Consider the following 15569-nt stretch of genomic DNA (forward strand, 5'->3'; position numbering starts at 1 on the left):
CTTCGTAAGGACCACAAGTGGAACTGGCCTATTACTCGGACTATGCCGTACGACTCGTCAACAGCGAGGAGCCGGCCCGGGGCAAGGACAACCTGACCTCCGTCGAGGCCGTCCGCGACCTGTTCGGCGGCAACGCGTCGGCAGCCCGCCGCGCCACCGACGCCGACGTGACGCGCTTCCGCTCGGTCAGGGCCCGGCTGCGCGCGGTCTTCGAGGCCGCCGACAAAGGCGACGAGACGCTCGCGGTGGACCTGCTGAACTCACTCCTGCTGGAGTTCCCGGTCAGCCCGCAGATCTCGGGCCACGACTTCCGGGACGACGACGGGCGCCCGCTGTGGCACATGCACCTGGCCGACCATCCCTCGAACGCGACCGCCGGCTACGCGGCCATCGCGGCGATGGGCCTGGCCTTCCACCTGACGGAGTACGGCGTCGACCGGCTGGGCCTGTGCGAGGCGGCGCCGTGCCGCAACGCCTACCTGGACACCTCCACGAACCGTTCCCGGCGCTACTGCTCCGACCGCTGCGCGACCCGCGCCAACGTGGCCGCCTACCGCGCCCGCAAGCGCCTGGAGGCCGACCGGTCCGACAGGACGGGCCTCGCGGCCGACAGCGCCCAGCGCGCGAGCGCGAACGGCGAGCGCTGATCCGCCTTCAGCGGCCGGTACCGAAAACGCACCTTGCCCAGGACCAGATCCTCCGGAACGGTCCCGTAGTCCGTGCTGTCGCCGCCCGCGTAGGCGTTGTCGCCGAGCACCCACCAGCCGCCGTCGCGCCGCTCCGCGGCCCGCTTCACGACCAGCAGGTCCTGCTGGAACGGATGCCGCAGGACCACCACGTCACCAGGCCTGATCCGGGCGCCGTACTGCACCACGAGCCGGTCCCCGTGGTGGAGCGTGGGCACCATGGACGGGCCGGTCACCTCTGCCGCCCCGAAGGGCAGCAGCGCCCGCCCGCGCTCGATCTCCTGCGACAGCTCCGGCATCCCCGGCACCTCCCCGGTACGTTCCTCCACCAGTCCCAGTTTGACCCCGGACTTTTGTCCTAAGCCCATGGGGGCACTCGCGAAAACCCGTCTCGCAGGGAGTAATGTCCCACCTGAGAAGACGATCACGAGGAAGGAATGCTCCATGCTTTCCCGCCTGTTTGCCCCCAAGGTCAAGGTCAGCGCACACTGCGACCTGCCCTGCGGTGTGTACGACCCGGCCCAGGCCCGCATCGAGGCGGAGTCCGTGAAGGCCGTCCAGGAAAAGATGGCTGCCAACGACGACCCGCACTTCCAGGCTCGCGCCACCGTCATCAAGGAGCAGCGCGCCGAGCTCGCGAAGCACCACGTCTCCGTGCTCTGGAGCGACTACTTCAAGCCCCCGCACTTCGAGAAGTACCCGGAGCTGCACCAGCTGGTCAACGACGCCCTGAAGGCCCTCTCGGCCGCCAAGGCCTCGACCGACCCGGCCACGGGCCAGAAGGCTCTGGACTACATCGCCCAGATCGACAAGATCTTCTGGGAGACCAAGAAGGCCTGACGAACGGCCCGTTCGCGTGGACCCGCGATCGGTGCACCATCGCAGGTCCACGGGCATTCCGAAGGGGTCCGGCCGGGAACGGCCGGGCCCCTTCGGCTTTGTGGCGCAAGGCCCTCTCAGTGACGGCAGAGCAGGATGCCGGAGGCCTGCCCGGCGAGGCGGGCCCGGTCGGTGACCGCGGCAGCCTGTGCGGCGGACAGTCCGGTCATGTCAGGAACGGTGACATGCCTACCGACCGCCTTCCAGACCCCCTTCGTCGTCCTCCCCCGCCTCCAGCAGGCCCGCCGCCGCGCCCACGATCCGCGGATCGGGACTGCCGACGACCTCCTCGTCCTTGCCGGTGTAGTCGAAGCGGGCGAGCACGCTGCGCATGGCCTCGACGCGGGCCCGTTTCTTGTCGTTGCTCTTGACCACCGTCCAGGGCGCATGCTCCGTGTCCGTCTCGCGGAACATGGCGACCTTCGCGGCGGTGTAGTCGTCCCAGCGGTCCAGGGAGGCCAGGTCCATGGGGCTGAGCTTCCACTGCCGTACGGGGTCGACCTGACGGATGGTGAAACGGGTGCGCTGTTCGCCCTGGGAGACCGAGAACCAGAACTTGATCAGGTCGACGCCGTCGTCCACGAGCATCCGCTCGAACGCGGGCGCCTGGCGCATGAAGCGCCGGTACTCGTCGTCCGAGCAGAACCCCATGACCCGCTCGACGCCCGCCCGGTTGTACCAGGAGCGGTCGAACAGCACGATCTCGCCCGCGGTCGGCAGGTGTTCGACGTAGCGCTGGAAGTACCACTGCCCGCGCTCGCGTTCGGTCGGCTTCTCCAGCGCCACCACCCGGGCACCGCGTGGGTTGAGGTGCTCGGTGAAGCGTTTGATGGTGCCGCCCTTGCCGGCCGCGTCCCGGCCCTCGAAGACGATGACCAGCCGGCGCCCGGTCTCCTTGATCCAGCTCTGCAGCTTCAGCAGTTCGATCTGCTGGAGCCGCTTGTGCCAGTCGTACTCCTTGCGCTCCATGCGCTGCCCGTACGGGTAGTTCTCCCGCCAGGTGTCGATCGGGCTGCCGTCCGGGCGGATGAGCACCGGGTCGTCGGGGTCGGTGTAGTCGACCTTCAGGTCGGCCAGCAGGGGTGGCGTCGTCATCCCGATGTCCTTCCGAGTCCTTCCGATGTCCTGCTGATGCGCTTCCGGCGGATGTGCTTTCCGGCGCTCAGTGGAACTGCGGCACGATCAGATAGATCCCGTACGCCACCACGGCCGCGCAGGCGAGGAAGCACAGGCCGGCCTGGGCGAGGCCGAGGGACGAGGTCCCGCCGCCATCCTCGCTTGCCCCTTCGAAGCGGGCGAGGCCGAGTACTCCGAGGGCGAAGACGACGACCACGGCGACGGTGACGCCGATGCTCACCGCGGTGACCTGGCCGAGTGCGTTCCAGTCGAGGCTCATTCTGCGAACTCCCCGTGTTTCAGGCGGCCGTGCCGACGTGGGCCGGCGGTGCGGTGCGGACGGCGACCTCGTGGTGGTCGTTGACGTTGTTGGCGTGTACCGGGTTGCGGCGCGAGACGACGACGATGCCGGCGGCCACTGCGGCGCCGACCAGCGCGACGACGACCGTGCCGAAGTTGCCGCCGTGCTTGACCGCGGCCGCGGAGATGCCGCCGACCAGCGCGGCCGAGGGCAGCGTGATCAGCCAGGCGGCGACCATGCGGCCCGCGACGCCCCAGCGGACCTCCGCGAGGCGCCGGCCCAGGCCCGCGCCGAGGATGGAGCCCGAGGCGACCTGCGTGGTGGACAGGGCGAAGCCGAGGTGCGCGGAGGTGAGGATGACGGCCGTGGAGGCCGTCTCGGCGGCGAAGCCCTGCGGGGACTGGATCTCCGTCAGGCCCTTGCCCATGGTGCGGATGATCCGCCAGCCGCCCAGGTAGGTGCCGAGGCCGATGGCGAGACCGGCGGAGGCGATCACCCAGACCGGCGGGCCGGCGTCGTGGCCGAGGGCGCCCGCGGAGATCAGGGTCAGCGTGATGATGCCCATGGTCTTCTGCGCGTCGTTGGTGCCGTGGGCGAGCGAGACCAGCGAGGCCGAGGCGATCTGGCCGAGCCGGAAGCCCTTGGTGACGGAGTCCTTGCGGCCGCGGGCGGTGAGCTTGTAGGCGAGGTAGGTGGCGATCAGGGCGGCGACACCGGCCACGACCGGCGAGGCCACCGCCGGGATCAGCACCTTCTCGACAACCTTGTCGAAGTGCACGCCATGGGATCCCGCGCCGACCCACACGGCGCCGATCAGTCCGCCGAACAGGGCGTGCGAGGAGCTGGACGGCAGCCCGACCAGCCAGGTCAGCAGATTCCACAGGATGGCCCCCACCAGCCCGGCGAAGATCATTCCCGGACTGACGAGGGTGTCGTCGACTATTCCCCCGGAGATCGTCTTGGCAACCTCCGTCGACAGAAAGGCTCCGACGATGTTGAGGACTCCGCTCACAAGCACCGCTGTTCTCGGCTTGAGCGCGCCGGTGGCGATGGAGGTGGCCATCGCGTTGGCGGTGTCGTGGAATCCGTTGGTGAAGTCGAAGGCCAGGGCCGTGACGATGACTACCGCCACGAGGAACGTGATGTGGTCCATTGCCCCATGGGAACAAGCGCTTTCGTACGGCAGGCGAACTGAAGGCAAAGCCCACGCCAGGACCCGGCGCCCGGCCGGTGAGGGTCGTGCGATGCTGACGTGGTGAATCGTGAGGATCTGGTACGACTGCGCAAGGCACGCGACCGCATGGACCGCGAGTACGCCGAGCCCCTCGATGTGGCCGCCCTCGCGAGCACCGCCCTGATGTCGCCGGGGCACTTCCAGCGCAGTTTCCGCGAGGCGTACGGCGAGACCCCGTACGGCTATCTCATGACGCGCCGCGTCGAACGCGCCAAGACCCTGCTGCGCCGCGGCGACCTCACCGTCACCGACGTCTGCATGGCGGTGGGCTGCACCTCGCTGGGCTCCTTCAGCGCCCGTTTCACCGAGCTGGTGGGCGAGACGCCGAGCTCCTACCGGGCCCGCTCGCACGAGGAGAGCGCGGAGATCCCGCCCTGCGTGGTGCGCGCGTACACGCGTCCCAGACGGACGTGAGGCCGTATCGACCTTAGGTTGGACCCATGGACCTGAAACTGAACAGCTGTTTCATCGCCGTCGACGACCACGACAAGGCGATCGCCTTCTACTGCGACGTCCTGGGCCTGGAGATCCGCAACGACGTCAAGTACGAGGGAATGCGCTGGACGACCGTCGGGTCGCCGCTGCAGCCGGACGTGTCGATCGTCCTGGAGCCGCCCGCGGCCAACCCGGACCTCTCCCCCGCCGACCGCGACGCGATGGAGCAGCTGCTGGCCAAGGGCGTGCTGCGCGGGGTCAACTTCACCACCGAGGACTGCGACGCCCTCTTCGCCCGCGTCCAGGAGTCCGGCGCCGAGGTGATCCAGGAACCGACGGACATGCCGTACGGGGTCCGGGACTGCGCGTTCAGGGATCCGGCGGGGAACATGCTGCGGTTCATGGAGCGGAAGGGATGAGCCGACAGGTCCGGTGGACCTATGCCTTCGTGGACCGGCCGGCCGGACTCCTCGCGTCCGCCTGCGAGTTCTGGACGGCCGTCACGGACACGCGTCTGTCCGGACTCCGGGGCGAGAACAAGGAGTTCACGACCCTCCTGCACGACGGGGCCGACGCCTGCGTCAAGGTGCAGGAGGTGGCCTCGGGTCCGGGTGGCGCGCATCTGGACTTCCCGGTGGCCGACATACGGGAGTTCATGCGGTCGGCGGTGGCTCTCGGGGCCGAGGTCGTCGCCGATCACGGGACGTGGGCCGTGCTGCGGTCGCCCGCAGGACAGCAGCTGTGCACCATGCCGTGGCGCGCGGAGACGACGCGCCCGCCCGTGGTGCGGGGCAGCCGCCTCGACCAGGTCTGCGTCGACATCGCACCATCCGCATACGATGCCGAAGTCGCCTTCTGGAGCGCCCTGTTGCCCGAGTGGCAGTCACGGCCGGGCTCGCTCCCCGAGTTCCATGTGCTCACGCCGCCGGCGGGCCTCCCGATCCGCATCCTCCTCCAGCGCCTCGGCGAGGAACGCCCCACCACCGCCCACCTGGACCTGGCCTGCACCGACATCGAGGCGACCCGCGCCGCCCACGAACGTCTCGGCGCGAAGCCGGTCGCCCGCGGGATGCACTGGACGGTGATGCAGGACCCGACGGGCGGCACGTACTGCCTGACGGGGCGCGATCCGGAGACGGGCGGGTTGCCCGCGCAGGGAGCTCGCGGTTCCCAGGGCCACGCATAGCTCAGGGTTCTTGGAGCCGCACATAGATGCACGCAGCGGCCGTGGCCCCGTCGTCGTGCGGACACTCGGTGGCCTTCAGTAGCGGGGCGGGCGCCTCCTCGGAGGGATCTGCCCGTTCCCAGCCGACCGGTGGGGGCGGTTCCGCGGAGTCCTGCAGCCAGAGGGTGAGCCCTCCCCCGACGGCCACGGCAATCGCCCACACCACCACGGCCCACCGCCACGCACGGCGGCGCACTGCCCCCAACTCGCTTGTCATGGCGTCACGTTACGACCTCAGCCGGGCCGCCCGCCCCTGCAGATAGCGCTGTTCGGGCAGGCTCAGGGTCCTGGCAGCCGCCGACTCGTAGGCGGACCGGGCCTCCTCGTACGCCCCCGCGCGCTCCAGGAGATGGCCGCGGACCGCGTCGAGGCGGTGGCCCAACCCGGGTTCCAGCAGGTCGAGTTCGGCGAGCCCGGCCTCCGGGCCGTGCACCATGGCGACGGCCACGGCGCGGTTGAGGCGTTCGACGGGGCCCGGGACCAGGCGGACCAGCACCTCGTACAGGCCGAGGATCTCCTCCCAGTCGGTCGCCCGGGCGGACGGCGCCTCGTCGTGTACGGCGGCGATGGCCGCACGCACCTGGTAGGGGCCCGCGCAGCCCCGGGACAGCGCCCGGGTGACCAGGGCGACGCCCTCCTCGATCGCGGCCTTGTCCCAGCGGGCGCGGTCCTGTTCGTCGAGGGAGACGAGCTCGCCGTGCGGTCCGGTGCGGGCGTCGCGGCGGGAGTCGGTGAGCAGCATCAGGGCCAGCAGGCCGGCCACCTCGCCGTCGTCGGGCAGCAGACGGCGGACGGTACGGGCCAGCCGGATCGCCTCGCCGGCCAGTTCGCGGCGCTGCAGGACCGCTCCGGACGTCGCCGTATAGCCCTCGTTGAAGATCAGGTAGAGCGTGTGCAGGACGGCGGGCAGCCGCTTCTCCCACTGGTCCGGCCGTCCGAAGCGCACGCCCCGCACCTTCTGCTTGGCCCGGCTGATGCGCTGCGCCATCGTCGCCTCGGGCACCAGGTACGCACGGGCGATCTCGGCCGTCGTCAGACCGCCGACCGCCCGCAGGGTGAGCGCGATCTGGGCGGGCGGGGTGAGGTCCGGGTGGCAGCACAGGAAGAGCAGCGTGAGGGGGTCGTCCTCGCGGGGCGCCCGGTCCGGCCCGCTCGCGAGGCGTGAGGTCAGCGCCGCCGCCCTCTCCTCCCGCGCCCGCCGCGCCTGCTCCGACCGCAGCGCGTCCGTCAGCCGCCGCGAGGCCACCTTGATCAGCCAGCCGCGCGGGTTGTCCGGCACCCCCGCCGAGGGCCACTGCCCGGCCGCGGCCAGCAGTGCCTCCTGTACGGCGTCCTCGGCGGCGTCGAAGTGCCCGTACCGCCTGACCAGCGCGCCGAGGACCTGCGGCGCGTGCAGGCGCAGCAGGTCCTCGACCTCGATGGTCGTGCCCATGGACGCTCAGACGTCCGCGGAGCCGTTGTCGATGGGCCGGATCACCACGGGGTAGCTGGTGGCCCCGGCGGGCTGGGGGCACTGGAGGATGCGCTCGGCGATCTCCGTGACGCGCTCCAGGCTCGCGCAGTCCAGGACCCAGTAGCCGGCCAGCAGCTCCTTGGTCTCGCTGTACGGGCCGTCGGTGATCACGGGCTTGCCGTCGTCACCGAGGCCTACGAGCCGGGTCTTCGCCGGCTCGGTCAGGCCCTGTCCGTCGATCATCTCGCCGGTCTCGGCGAGGTCGTCGTTGAGGGCGCCCATGAAGGCGTACATGGCCTGCACGTCCTCCTGGCTCCAGGCCGGGGAGGTCGCGTTGGCCCTGCCCTGCATGCCCTCGTAGTCCGCCTGCGTGCACTGCACCATGACCAGGTACTTCATGACTCTGCTCCTTCGGCTCGTACCGCCCGCGGTGGGCGGCTCTCACGGGGGACGTCGGAGCCGGGCCGGGATTCTCGACACGGGGCTCAGGAGTTTTTCGCGGCGGGTTTTCCGGGCTCCTGGACCGGTTCGGCGCCTTCGGCGACGTACGCCTCGCACGCGGGGTTGCGGCAGGGGCCCGCCACCCAGACCGGGACCCACACGCCCAGGGTCTTGTGGCGCTTGACGACCGTTTCCACGGGCTGTCCGCAGACCGGACAGATGTGTTCTGAGCTGTCCATGCCCTCAGCGTAGGCCGGTCAGCGCCGCCGCGCGTAGGTGCGGACGAGGACGCCGTTGCGACCAGGTCCTCCGCGATGATCTCGACTCCCGCAGCGCGACGTCGTAGCCGGCGCGGCCCTGGATGATCGTGTCGAACCGCTTGTTCGGCAGCTCGTCGATACCGAGCGGTCGGCGGCCGTGGGTCGGCAGGGTCTCGGGGCACTCCCCCGTGAGGTCGGCCCGCGCCGACCCGGAGCAGGGCATGGAGTTCCACCGGTCGGCGGGGCTGCCCGGCGGGGACGAGACCGTCGCCGTGCTCCACCTCGCCATGCTCGGCCTGATCCTGGAGCACCTGATGCTGCCGGGCGTCCTCGACGGCGTACTGCCCGGGGTCGGGGTGCCGGAGGGGCTGGTGGAGCGGATCGTGGCGACGGTCGCCCCGGAGAGGTGGTGGTCGCCCCGGAGAGGTGGTGGTCGCCCCGGACAGGCAGGTCAGCCGCGGGGCTCCCGCCACATCGGCCACATCTGCGGGCCGTTCGGGAGGTCGAGGGGGCGGCCGGTGAGCTCGAAGCCGAGGCGCTCGTACATCCCGCGGCTGCGGGCGCTGCTCGCCTCCAGATAGGCGGGCAGACCCTCGCGGTCGCAGCGGTCGAGGACGTGCTGGACGAGCGCGCTGCCGATCCCCTCGCCCTGGTGCTCCGGAGTCACGCCGATCATCCACAGGTACTCGTGGGCACGTCCGGCGGGGTGGATCTCCGCGGTCAGGCGGCCGATCAGCTCGATGCGCTCGTTCCCGGGATCGACGGCGGCACGCAGCCGGGCGGGACCGTCGTCGGCGGCATCCTCTTCGGCAGCGTGCTCTCCGGCGGGCACGGACAGCCACAACGCGCACGCGCTGCCGTCCTCCGTGACGTCGATCCGGCCCTCGGCGAGCACGATCCCGGTGAAGGCGGCCATCAGCCTGTGGTGGGTCGTACGGCGGTACTCGTCGCCGGGAAAGACCCAGCCACTGACCGGATCATCCTGGAAGGCCTCGTCCAGCAGCCGCACGACCATCTCCCGGTCGCCCTCGTCCGCCGCCCGGATCGCCACACCCATGTGCCGCCCTTTCACCTCAACCAACTTCGGTTGTACGGCTGTTGAGCCTATACGGCACTGTCCGGCGAATACCGCCACCATCAATTGAGGAACCACGAAGGCGGGCAACCAGCTCCGCGAGAGCGGCGCCGGTTCAGGCGCAAAGGGGGGGTGGCGAGCCCCGCACACCGTGGGGATGTGCGGGACCCGCCCGGCCGGAGCCTCGACGGCCGTGCGGGGTCAGGAGCCGCGCGGCCGCCCCGGTGGGCTCCGGGGTCTGTGAGGGCTGCGGTCAGCTGGTGCGCCGCGTCACGAACTCCGCCAGCGCGAGCAGACCTCCTGCCGCCTCCGGGTCGGGGACCGTGCGGGCCAGTTCCTGCATGGCGCGGGCCATCCGGTCCGCGGCCTGGACCTGAGCCCAGTCCCGCCCGCCGGCCTGCTCGACGGCGAGAGCCGTATGCGCGAGTTCCTCCTCGTCCCCCGTGCTGTACGGCACTTCGTACAGCTCGGCCAGTTCCGAGGCCGCCGGGGTGCCCGAGGTGAGCGCGGCGACCACCGGCAGGGACTTCTTGCGGGCCATCAGGTCCGCGCCGACCGGTTTTCCGGTGCGGTGCGGGTCGCCCCATATGCCGATGACGTCGTCGATGAGCTGGAAGGCGAGCCCGGCCTGGCGGCCGAACGCGTCCAGCGCCTCGACGTCCTCGTCGGACGCCCCCGCATACAGCGCGCCCAGGGCGCAGGCGCAGCCGAGCAGGGCGCCCGTCTTGGCCTCCGCCATGGTCAGCACCTCGTCGAGGGTGATCTCGCCGGGGCTGCGCCGCTCCATCTCCGTGTCCGCGTGCTGTCCCGCGCACAGTTCGACGACGCAGGCCGCGAGCCGGGCCGCGGCCGGCCCGGACGCCGGGTGCGGGTCCTCGGCGAGCAGCCCGAAGGCCAGTGCCTGCAGGGCGTCCCCGGCGAGGATCGCGTCTGCGTCGCCGAACACGCTCCACGCGGTGGGCCGGTGCCGGCGGGTGGTGTCCCGGTCCATCACGTCGTCGTGCAGCAGCGTGAAGTTGTGCACCAGCTCCACCGCCGCGGCCGCCCGCCTCGCCGCCTCGCGCGCGCCCGGGCCGCCGAGCGCGGCGGCCGCGGTGAGGACGAGCGCGGGACGGATCGCCTTGCCCGCGCTGCCCGCCGCCGGGGTGCCGTCCGCGTGCTCCCAGCCGAAGTGGTAGAGCGCGATCCGGCGCATGGAGCCGGGCAACGAGTCGATCGCCGCGCGCAGTTCGGGGTCGACGCAGGACCGGGTGCGCTCCAGGATCGCGGCCGCCTCGTGCCCGTCGAGCGGCTGCGCCCCCGTGGTTCGCTGCTTCGCCTCCGTCATGAACTCGGCCATGGGATCTCCCTCGGTCAGTTCGCGGACGGTGGCGGTTCCGCTGTGGCTGGGCGCATACGACCGGGGTGTACCCGCCCTGGCGGGCGGGGACACGGCTCCCAGGTGCAGAAACGTCACCTCCACCGGCCGATCTCCACGTTCTCCAACACACCGAGCGCGTCCGGCACCAGGACCGCCGCCGAGTAGTAGGCCGTCACCAAGTACTTGATGATCGCCTGTTCGTTGATGCCCATGAAGCGCACGGACAGGCTCGGCTCGATCTCGTCCGGGATGCCGGCCTGCTGCAGTCCGATGACGCCCTGCTCGGCCTCGCCGGTACGCATGGCGATGATCGAGCTCGTACGGGCCTCGGAGACCGGGATCTTGTTGCACGGGTAGATCGGCACACCGCGCCAGGTCGGGATGCGGTTGCCGGCCACCTCGATCGTCTCGGGGACGAGGCCGCGCTTGTTGAGCTCACGGCCGATCGCGGAGATCGCGCGCGGGTGGGCGAGCAGCAGCTTGGTGCCGCGCCGCCGGCTGAGCAGCTCGTCCAGGTCGTCGGGGCTGGGCACGCCGTCGTGCGGCTGGAGCCGCTGGTCGTACTCGCAGTTGTGCAGCAGTCCGAACTCGCGGTTGTTGACCAGCTCGTGCTCCTGGCGCTCCTTCAGCGCCTCGACCGTGAGCCTGAGTTGCTGCTCGGTCTGGTTCATGGGCTGGTTGTAGAGGTCGGCGACGCGCGAGTGGATGCGCAGCACGGTCTGGGCGATGCTCAGTTCGTACTCGCGGGGCCTGGCCTCGTAGTCCACGAAGGTGTGCGGGATGTCCGGCTCGCCGCTGTGGCCGGCGGCGAGGTCGACGGCCTTCTCGCCGTACTTGTTGGTGCGCTGCTCCGGAATCGCGCGCAGCTGCTGGAGGTGCTCCCGCAGGGAGTCGCTGCGCTCCGCGACCAGTTCGACGTCCTGGCGGGAGAGGGTCAGCACCGTGCACGCGGTGTCCGCGCGGGCCGTGTACTCCCAGATGGCGTCCGGGTCGAGCAGCGCCGCGTCGCCGAAGTAGGCGCCGTCGGCGAGCACCCCGAGGACCGCGTCGTCGCCGTACGGGCCCGTGCCGATCTTCTCGACCCTGCCGTGTGCCAGCAGATGGACCCCGTCGGTCTGACTGCCGAACGAGGCGATCACACTGCCGGGCGCGAACTCCTGCTGCCGGCAGCGCTGGGCGAGCTCCGCCAGCACCTCCTCGTCCTCGTACGACCGCAGCGCGGGAAGTTCGCCCAGCTCCGCGGGGATGACCTCGACCCGGTCGCCGGTCTTCACGAACGTGATGCGGCCGTCCCCCACCGCGTAGCTCAGACGCCGGTTGACCCGGTACGTACCACCCTGGACGTTCACCCACGGCAGTGTGCGCAGCAGCCAGCGTGAGCTGATCTCCTGCATCTGGGGTGCCGACTTGGTCGTCGTGGCCAGGTTCCGCGCGGCGGAAGTGCCGAGGCTCTGCTGCGGCTTGCCCTGCTCCGAACGGACCTCTTCGCCTACCGACATATGAGAATTGCCCTCCCCGCTCCCACAGCCGGCGCGATGTGCGCCGCTGCATCGATCTCCGCGGCACAAGCCTTCCATCACGGAACGTGTCTGTGCTATTACCCGAAAGAGCGGGAATGGATCACCGACCGCTGGGCACAAATGGGGATCCGGTCCAACGGCAGGCCCGTGCGGAATGGCCGGATCCACTCCCTCGCCGCGAACACCATGTGTGACGGCACCGTCACTTTCGGTACAACCCCCTGCACGGGCGGTCGCGTCGGGCGGCCGTCGGCACGGTACGAAGGAGGCGGTCATGGCCTCACCCATGTCCGCGGGCAGTTTCCTCGACGGCCTCAGGGCGGAGGGCCTCACCGTCGTCGAGGTCGGCGACTGGGAACATCACAACCGCAACCACAAGGGGCCCTGGGGCCCGGTGTACGGCGTGATGATCCACCACACCGTCACCAGCGGCAGCGAACGCACCGTCGAGATCTGCCGGGACGGCTACGCCGGCCTGCCAGGCCCGCTCTGCCACGGCGTGATCACCAAGGACGGCACGGTCCACCTGGTGGGCTACGGCCGCGCCAACCACGCGGGCCTCGGTGACGACGACGTGCTGCGTGCGGTGATCGCCGAGAAGGCGCTCCCGCCGGACAACGAGGCGAACACCGACGGCAACCGTCACTTCTACGGCTTCGAGTGCGAGAACCTCGGCGACGGCGAGGACCCCTGGCCCGAGGCCCAGCTGGAGGCCATCGAGAAGGCCGCGGCAGCGGTGTGCCGGTACCACGGCTGGACGGAACGGTCGGTGATCGGTCACCTGGAGTGGCAGCCGGGGAAGGTGGATCCGCGGGGGTTCACGATGGCGTGGTTGCGGGAGCGGATCCATGAGCGGCTGAGGTGACGGCACCCGGCGGTGGTGCGTGCCCTGCTGGGGGCTGCTTCTTTGGGACGGGTGCTTCGGCCTGAACGGCCTCGTCCTCAAACGCCGGACGGGCTGAAAGACCAAACCCCGGCCGGCGGAATACCCGGCCGGCGTGACAATGGTGCCGTGGTCAGCCCAGACGTCCCCGATCTCGCCGCTCTGCACCCCCAGCTGCCCTCCCCCCTGCAGGAGATCGAGGACGACCGTTTCACCCACCGCGGCCTCCGTCTCCTCCTCAAGCGCGACGACCTCATCCACCCGGAGCTCATCGGCAACAAGTGGCGCAAGCTGGCGCCCAATCTCGCCGCCGCGGCCGGTCGTACCGTCGTCACCTTCGGCGGTGCGTACTCCAACCATCTGCGCGCGACGGCCGCCGCGGGCCGGCTCCTCGGGCTGCCGACCGTCGGTGTGGTCCGCGGCCAGGAGCTGGCCGACCGCCCCCTCAACCCCTCCCTGGCCCGGTGCGCGGCCGACGGGATGCGGCTGCACTTCGTCGACAGGTCGACGTACCGCCGCAAGACCGAACCGGACGTCCTCGCGCGCGTGCTGCGCACGGTCGGCGCGGAGGACTCGTATGTCGTCCCTGAGGGCGGCAGCAATGCCGAAGCCGTACGCGGCTGCCGGGCCCTGGGTGAGGAGCTGCGCGGGCGGGCCGATGTCGTCGCCCTCGCCTGCGGTACGGGCGGAACGCTGGCCGGGCTGGCCGCCGGGCTGGCCCCCGGTCAGCGCGCGCTCGGCGTACCCGTCCTCAAAGGCGGATTCCTGTCCGCCGACATAGAGGCGCTCCAGGAGCGCGCATTCGGCGGCCGGCGCGGTGCGTGGACCCTCGACGACCGCTTCCACTTCGGCGGCTACGCGCGCGTGCCCGGCGAACTCGACGCCTTCGCCGAGGACTTCGAGGAGCGTCACGGAGTGCCCGTCGAGCGTCTCTATGTCGCCAAGTTGCTGTACGGACTTGTCACCCTGGCCGACGAGGACGCGTTCACGCGCGGGACGACCGTCGCGGCCGTCGTCACCGGGCGGCCCTTCCCTCAGGAGCCCTCCACCGTCTCCCGGTAGGCCGCCGCCTCCTCCAGGTCCAGCCTGCGCAGCAGCGTGCGCAGCATCTCGTCGTCGATGTAGCGGCCGTCCCGCAGCCTCACGAACATCGCGCGCTCGGCGCCGATCATCTCCCGGGACAGCCGGCGGTAGGTGTCGTCGACGGATTCACCGGTGACCGGGTTGGTCTGGCCGAGGCGTTCCCAGACGGCGTTGCGGCGGCGCTCCAGGACCTGGCGCAGACGGTCGGCGAGGGGTGGCGGGAGGACGTTGCGCTCGTCGGTGAGGAGTTCGTCGAGGCGCTGCTCGGCGACCCGGGAGGCCTGCGCCTGGGCGTTGGCCTCGGCGAGGGTCTCGGCCTGTACGTCCCGGCCGGGGAACTTCAGCAGGCGGATCACCGGTGCCAGGGTGAGGCCCTGCACCACCAGGGTGCCGATGACCGTCGTGAAGGTCAGGAAGAGGATGAGGTTGCGCTGCGGGAAGTCGCCGCCGCCGTGCACGGTGAGCGGGATCGAGAAGGCGATGGCGAGGGAGACGACACCGCGCATGGCGGCCCAGGAGGTGACGATCGGCCCCCTCCAGGTGGGGTTGTCCTCGCGTTCCCTGATCCGCGCGGACAGCAGGCGGGGCACGAACGTCCCCGGATACACCCATACGAACCGGGTCGCGACGACCACCAGGAAGACGGCGACCGCGTACCAGGCGGCGTCCACGCCCTCGTACTCACCGAGGCCCTTGAGGACCACGGGCAGTTGCAGGCCGATGAGGGCGAACACCGCGGACTCCAGGACGAACGCGACCACCTTCCACACCGCCTCCTCCTGGAGACGGGTGGCGAAGTCGACCTCCCACGCGCGGTGACCGAGGTAGAGGGCGACGACCACGACCGCGAGGACACCGGAGGCGTGCACCTGCTCGGCGACGGCGTAGGCGACGAACGGGATCAGCAGGGACATGGTGTTCTGCAGCAGCGCCTCCCTCACGTGTGTGCGCAGCCAGTGGATCGGCAGCATCAGGACCAGCCCGACCACCACGCCGCCGACCGCCGCCAGCAGGAACTCGCCGATCCCGCCGACCCAGGAGGCGCCCTCGCCGGCAGCGGCCGCGACGGCCACCCGGTACGCGGTGATCGCGGTCGCGTCGTTCAGCAGGGACTCACCCTGCAGGATCGTGGTGATCCGGGAGGGCAGCCCCACCCGGCGGGCGACCGACGCCGCCGCGACCGCGTCCGTCGGCGCCACCACCGCGCCCAGCACCAGTGCCGCGGGCAGCGGCAGTCCGGGCACGACGAGATAGGCGACCCAGCCGACGGCGAAGGTCGCGAACAGCACGTAGCCCACCGACAGCAGCGCCACCGGCCGCATCGTCGCCCGCAGATCGAGGTACGAGCTCTCGACGGCCTCCTTGTGCAGCAGCGGGGGCAGCACCAGCGGCAGCACGATGTCCGGGTCGAGGGTGTAGTCCGGTACCCCGGGGACGTACGAGACGGCGAGCCCCACCGCCACGAGCAGCAGCGGGGCCGGCACCGGGGTGCGCCGGGCCACGGCGGCGATCGCGGCGCTCCCCGCCACCAGCAACAGCAGTGGCATCACGTCCATCGTCCTCGCCCGCCCTCGTTTTTCCGCGCGGTCATCCGCACACCCGTCGTAATCTGGCAATC

19 protein-coding genes and 2 pseudogenes are annotated in these 15569 nt (G+C 70.9%); 8 read left to right on the forward strand and 13 right to left on the reverse strand.

What is annotated here, in order from left to right:
- The first annotated feature begins 17 nt into the window (after window positions 1–17).
- Window positions 18–647, forward strand: a complete 630-nt coding sequence (locus tag IH68_RS0105005; RefSeq protein ID WP_030928922.1) for a CGNR zinc finger domain-containing protein — start codon at window positions 18–20, stop codon at window positions 645–647.
- Here the strand turns inward: IH68_RS0105005 and sodX are convergent.
- Window positions 551–985, reverse strand: a complete 435-nt coding sequence (sodX, locus tag IH68_RS0105010; RefSeq protein WP_030928924.1) for a nickel-type superoxide dismutase maturation protease — start codon at window positions 983–985, stop codon at window positions 551–553. The two genes, IH68_RS0105005 and sodX, sit on opposite strands and share 97 nt — an antisense overlap.
- Before the next feature lie 145 nt (window positions 986–1130).
- On the opposite strand from sodX, the gene sodN reads away from it, so the two are divergent.
- Window positions 1131–1526: a superoxide dismutase, Ni gene (gene sodN / locus IH68_RS0105015; protein ID WP_020123534.1), complete on the forward strand. Its 396-nt coding sequence runs from the start codon at window positions 1131–1133 to the stop codon at window positions 1524–1526.
- 228 nt (window positions 1527–1754) lie between these two features.
- On the opposite strand, the gene ppk2 is transcribed toward sodN, so the two are convergent.
- The 3 genes from ppk2 to IH68_RS0105035 form a co-directional block, all read right to left on the reverse strand.
- Window positions 1755–2660 (reverse strand): polyphosphate kinase 2, encoded by a 906-nt coding sequence (gene ppk2, locus IH68_RS0105025; protein WP_030928931.1) that lies wholly within the window; start codon window positions 2658–2660, stop codon window positions 1755–1757.
- Between the two features lie 67 nt (window positions 2661–2727).
- Window positions 2728–2961, reverse strand: a complete 234-nt coding sequence (locus IH68_RS0105030) for a hypothetical protein (protein WP_030928935.1) — start codon at window positions 2959–2961, stop codon at window positions 2728–2730.
- Window positions 2962–2980: 19 nt separating this feature from the next.
- Window positions 2981–4135, reverse strand: coding sequence for an inorganic phosphate transporter (locus IH68_RS0105035; protein ID WP_030928937.1), 1155 nt, complete (start codon window positions 4133–4135; stop codon window positions 2981–2983).
- Window positions 4136–4237: 102 nt separating this feature from the next.
- On the opposite strand from IH68_RS0105035, the gene IH68_RS0105040 reads away from it, so the two are divergent.
- From IH68_RS0105040 to IH68_RS0105050, 3 genes are read left to right on the forward strand one after another with little or no spacing between them, the layout of a single operon-like run.
- The gene (locus tag IH68_RS0105040) at window positions 4238–4630 is read left to right on the forward strand and encodes a helix-turn-helix transcriptional regulator (RefSeq protein WP_051833277.1); all 393 of its coding nucleotides are present in this window, start codon (window positions 4238–4240) and stop codon (window positions 4628–4630) included.
- Between the two features lie 26 nt (window positions 4631–4656).
- The gene (locus IH68_RS0105045) at window positions 4657–5070 is read left to right on the forward strand and encodes a VOC family protein (protein ID WP_030928943.1); all 414 of its coding nucleotides are present in this window, start codon (window positions 4657–4659) and stop codon (window positions 5068–5070) included.
- Window positions 5067–5837, forward strand: coding sequence for a VOC family protein (locus tag IH68_RS0105050; protein ID WP_030928944.1), 771 nt, complete (start codon window positions 5067–5069; stop codon window positions 5835–5837). The genes IH68_RS0105045 and IH68_RS0105050 overlap by 4 nt, the downstream gene beginning before the upstream one ends.
- A gap of 1 nt (window position 5838) precedes the next feature.
- On the opposite strand, the gene IH68_RS0105055 is transcribed toward IH68_RS0105050, so the two are convergent.
- The 5 genes and pseudogenes from IH68_RS0105055 to IH68_RS52750 form a co-directional block, all read right to left on the reverse strand.
- Complete coding sequence (locus tag IH68_RS0105055) at window positions 5839–6093, reverse strand: hypothetical protein (protein ID WP_030928945.1); 255 nt, start codon at window positions 6091–6093, stop codon at window positions 5839–5841.
- A gap of 9 nt (window positions 6094–6102) precedes the next feature.
- Window positions 6103–7308 (reverse strand): RNA polymerase sigma factor, encoded by a 1206-nt coding sequence (locus IH68_RS0105060; RefSeq protein ID WP_030928947.1) that lies wholly within the window; start codon window positions 7306–7308, stop codon window positions 6103–6105.
- A gap of 6 nt (window positions 7309–7314) precedes the next feature.
- On the reverse strand, window positions 7315–7728 hold the full coding sequence (locus IH68_RS0105065) for a YciI family protein (protein ID WP_030928961.1): 414 nt from the start codon (window positions 7726–7728) through the stop codon (window positions 7315–7317).
- A gap of 86 nt (window positions 7729–7814) precedes the next feature.
- Window positions 7815–8009 carry a hypothetical protein gene (locus tag IH68_RS0105070; RefSeq protein ID WP_030928964.1) on the reverse strand — a complete coding sequence of 65 codons (195 nt, stop codon included), beginning with the start codon at window positions 8007–8009 and terminating at the stop codon, window positions 7815–7817.
- Window positions 8010–8040: 31 nt separating this feature from the next.
- A pseudogene (locus tag IH68_RS52750) lies at window positions 8041–8223 on the reverse strand (hypothetical protein); the annotation flags it as partial.
- Between the two features lies 1 nt (window position 8224).
- On the opposite strand from IH68_RS52750, the pseudogene IH68_RS57825 reads away from it, so the two are divergent.
- Window positions 8225–8434 (forward strand): annotated as a pseudogene (locus IH68_RS57825) (TetR/AcrR family transcriptional regulator); the annotation flags it as partial.
- 47 nt (window positions 8435–8481) lie between these two features.
- Here the strand turns inward: IH68_RS57825 and IH68_RS0105080 are convergent.
- From IH68_RS0105080 to IH68_RS0105090, 3 genes are all read right to left on the reverse strand, one after another.
- On the reverse strand, window positions 8482–9087 hold the full coding sequence (locus IH68_RS0105080) for a GNAT family N-acetyltransferase (RefSeq protein WP_030928969.1): 606 nt from the start codon (window positions 9085–9087) through the stop codon (window positions 8482–8484).
- 271 nt (window positions 9088–9358) lie between these two features.
- Window positions 9359–10444, reverse strand: coding sequence for a family 2 encapsulin nanocompartment cargo protein polyprenyl transferase (locus tag IH68_RS0105085; RefSeq protein ID WP_030928971.1), 1086 nt, complete (start codon window positions 10442–10444; stop codon window positions 9359–9361).
- Between the two features lie 113 nt (window positions 10445–10557).
- Window positions 10558–11964 (reverse strand): family 2B encapsulin nanocompartment shell protein, encoded by a 1407-nt coding sequence (locus IH68_RS0105090; RefSeq protein WP_030928973.1) that lies wholly within the window; start codon window positions 11962–11964, stop codon window positions 10558–10560.
- 295 nt (window positions 11965–12259) lie between these two features.
- Here IH68_RS0105090 and IH68_RS0105100 point away from each other — a divergent pair, with 295 nt between their 5' ends.
- Both IH68_RS0105100 and IH68_RS0105105 read left to right on the forward strand, forming a co-directional pair.
- The gene (locus tag IH68_RS0105100) at window positions 12260–12850 is read left to right on the forward strand and encodes an N-acetylmuramoyl-L-alanine amidase (RefSeq protein WP_030928978.1); all 591 of its coding nucleotides are present in this window, start codon (window positions 12260–12262) and stop codon (window positions 12848–12850) included.
- 147 nt (window positions 12851–12997) lie between these two features.
- Window positions 12998–13930 (forward strand): 1-aminocyclopropane-1-carboxylate deaminase/D-cysteine desulfhydrase, encoded by a 933-nt coding sequence (locus IH68_RS0105105; RefSeq protein ID WP_030928981.1) that lies wholly within the window; start codon window positions 12998–13000, stop codon window positions 13928–13930.
- Here the strand turns inward: IH68_RS0105105 and IH68_RS0105110 are convergent.
- A complete protein-coding gene (locus IH68_RS0105110) occupies window positions 13903–15507 on the reverse strand; it encodes a Na+/H+ antiporter (protein ID WP_030928984.1) in 1605 nt (534 codons plus the stop codon). The two genes, IH68_RS0105105 and IH68_RS0105110, sit on opposite strands and share 28 nt — an antisense overlap.
- Window positions 15508–15569 lie beyond the last annotated feature (62 nt).

The organism is Streptomyces sp. NRRL S-646 (genome assembly GCF_000720765.1).
GTDB lineage: Bacteria > Actinomycetota > Actinomycetes > Streptomycetales > Streptomycetaceae > Streptomyces.

Bases quoted from the DNA above. Each gene is read 5' to 3' on its own strand.
- sodX (WP_030928924.1), bottom strand. From the start codon at position 985: ATGCCGGAGCTGTCGCAGGAGATCGAGCGCGGGCGGGCGCTGCTGCCC.
- sodN (WP_020123534.1), top strand. From the start codon at position 1,131: ATGCTTTCCCGCCTGTTTGCCCCCAAGGTCAAGGTCAGCGCACACTGC.
- ppk2 (WP_030928931.1), bottom strand. From the start codon at position 2,660: ATGACGACGCCACCCCTGCTGGCCGACCTGAAGGTCGACTACACCGAC.
- IH68_RS0105030 (WP_030928935.1), bottom strand. From the start codon at position 2,961: ATGAGCCTCGACTGGAACGCACTCGGCCAGGTCACCGCGGTGAGCATC.
- IH68_RS0105035 (WP_030928937.1), bottom strand. From the start codon at position 4,135: ATGGACCACATCACGTTCCTCGTGGCGGTAGTCATCGTCACGGCCCTG.
- IH68_RS0105045 (WP_030928943.1), top strand. From the start codon at position 4,657: ATGGACCTGAAACTGAACAGCTGTTTCATCGCCGTCGACGACCACGAC.
- IH68_RS0105050 (WP_030928944.1), top strand. From the start codon at position 5,067: ATGAGCCGACAGGTCCGGTGGACCTATGCCTTCGTGGACCGGCCGGCC.
- IH68_RS0105055 (WP_030928945.1), bottom strand. From the start codon at position 6,093: ATGACAAGCGAGTTGGGGGCAGTGCGCCGCCGTGCGTGGCGGTGGGCC.
- IH68_RS0105060 (WP_030928947.1), bottom strand. From the start codon at position 7,308: ATGGGCACGACCATCGAGGTCGAGGACCTGCTGCGCCTGCACGCGCCG.
- IH68_RS0105065 (WP_030928961.1), bottom strand. From the start codon at position 7,728: ATGAAGTACCTGGTCATGGTGCAGTGCACGCAGGCGGACTACGAGGGC.
- IH68_RS0105070 (WP_030928964.1), bottom strand. From the start codon at position 8,009: ATGGACAGCTCAGAACACATCTGTCCGGTCTGCGGACAGCCCGTGGAA.
- IH68_RS0105080 (WP_030928969.1), bottom strand. From the start codon at position 9,087: ATGGGTGTGGCGATCCGGGCGGCGGACGAGGGCGACCGGGAGATGGTC.
- IH68_RS0105085 (WP_030928971.1), bottom strand. From the start codon at position 10,444: ATGGCCGAGTTCATGACGGAGGCGAAGCAGCGAACCACGGGGGCGCAG.
- IH68_RS0105090 (WP_030928973.1), bottom strand. From the start codon at position 11,964: ATGTCGGTAGGCGAAGAGGTCCGTTCGGAGCAGGGCAAGCCGCAGCAG.
- IH68_RS0105100 (WP_030928978.1), top strand. From the start codon at position 12,260: ATGGCCTCACCCATGTCCGCGGGCAGTTTCCTCGACGGCCTCAGGGCG.
- IH68_RS0105110 (WP_030928984.1), bottom strand. From the start codon at position 15,507: ATGGACGTGATGCCACTGCTGTTGCTGGTGGCGGGGAGCGCCGCGATC.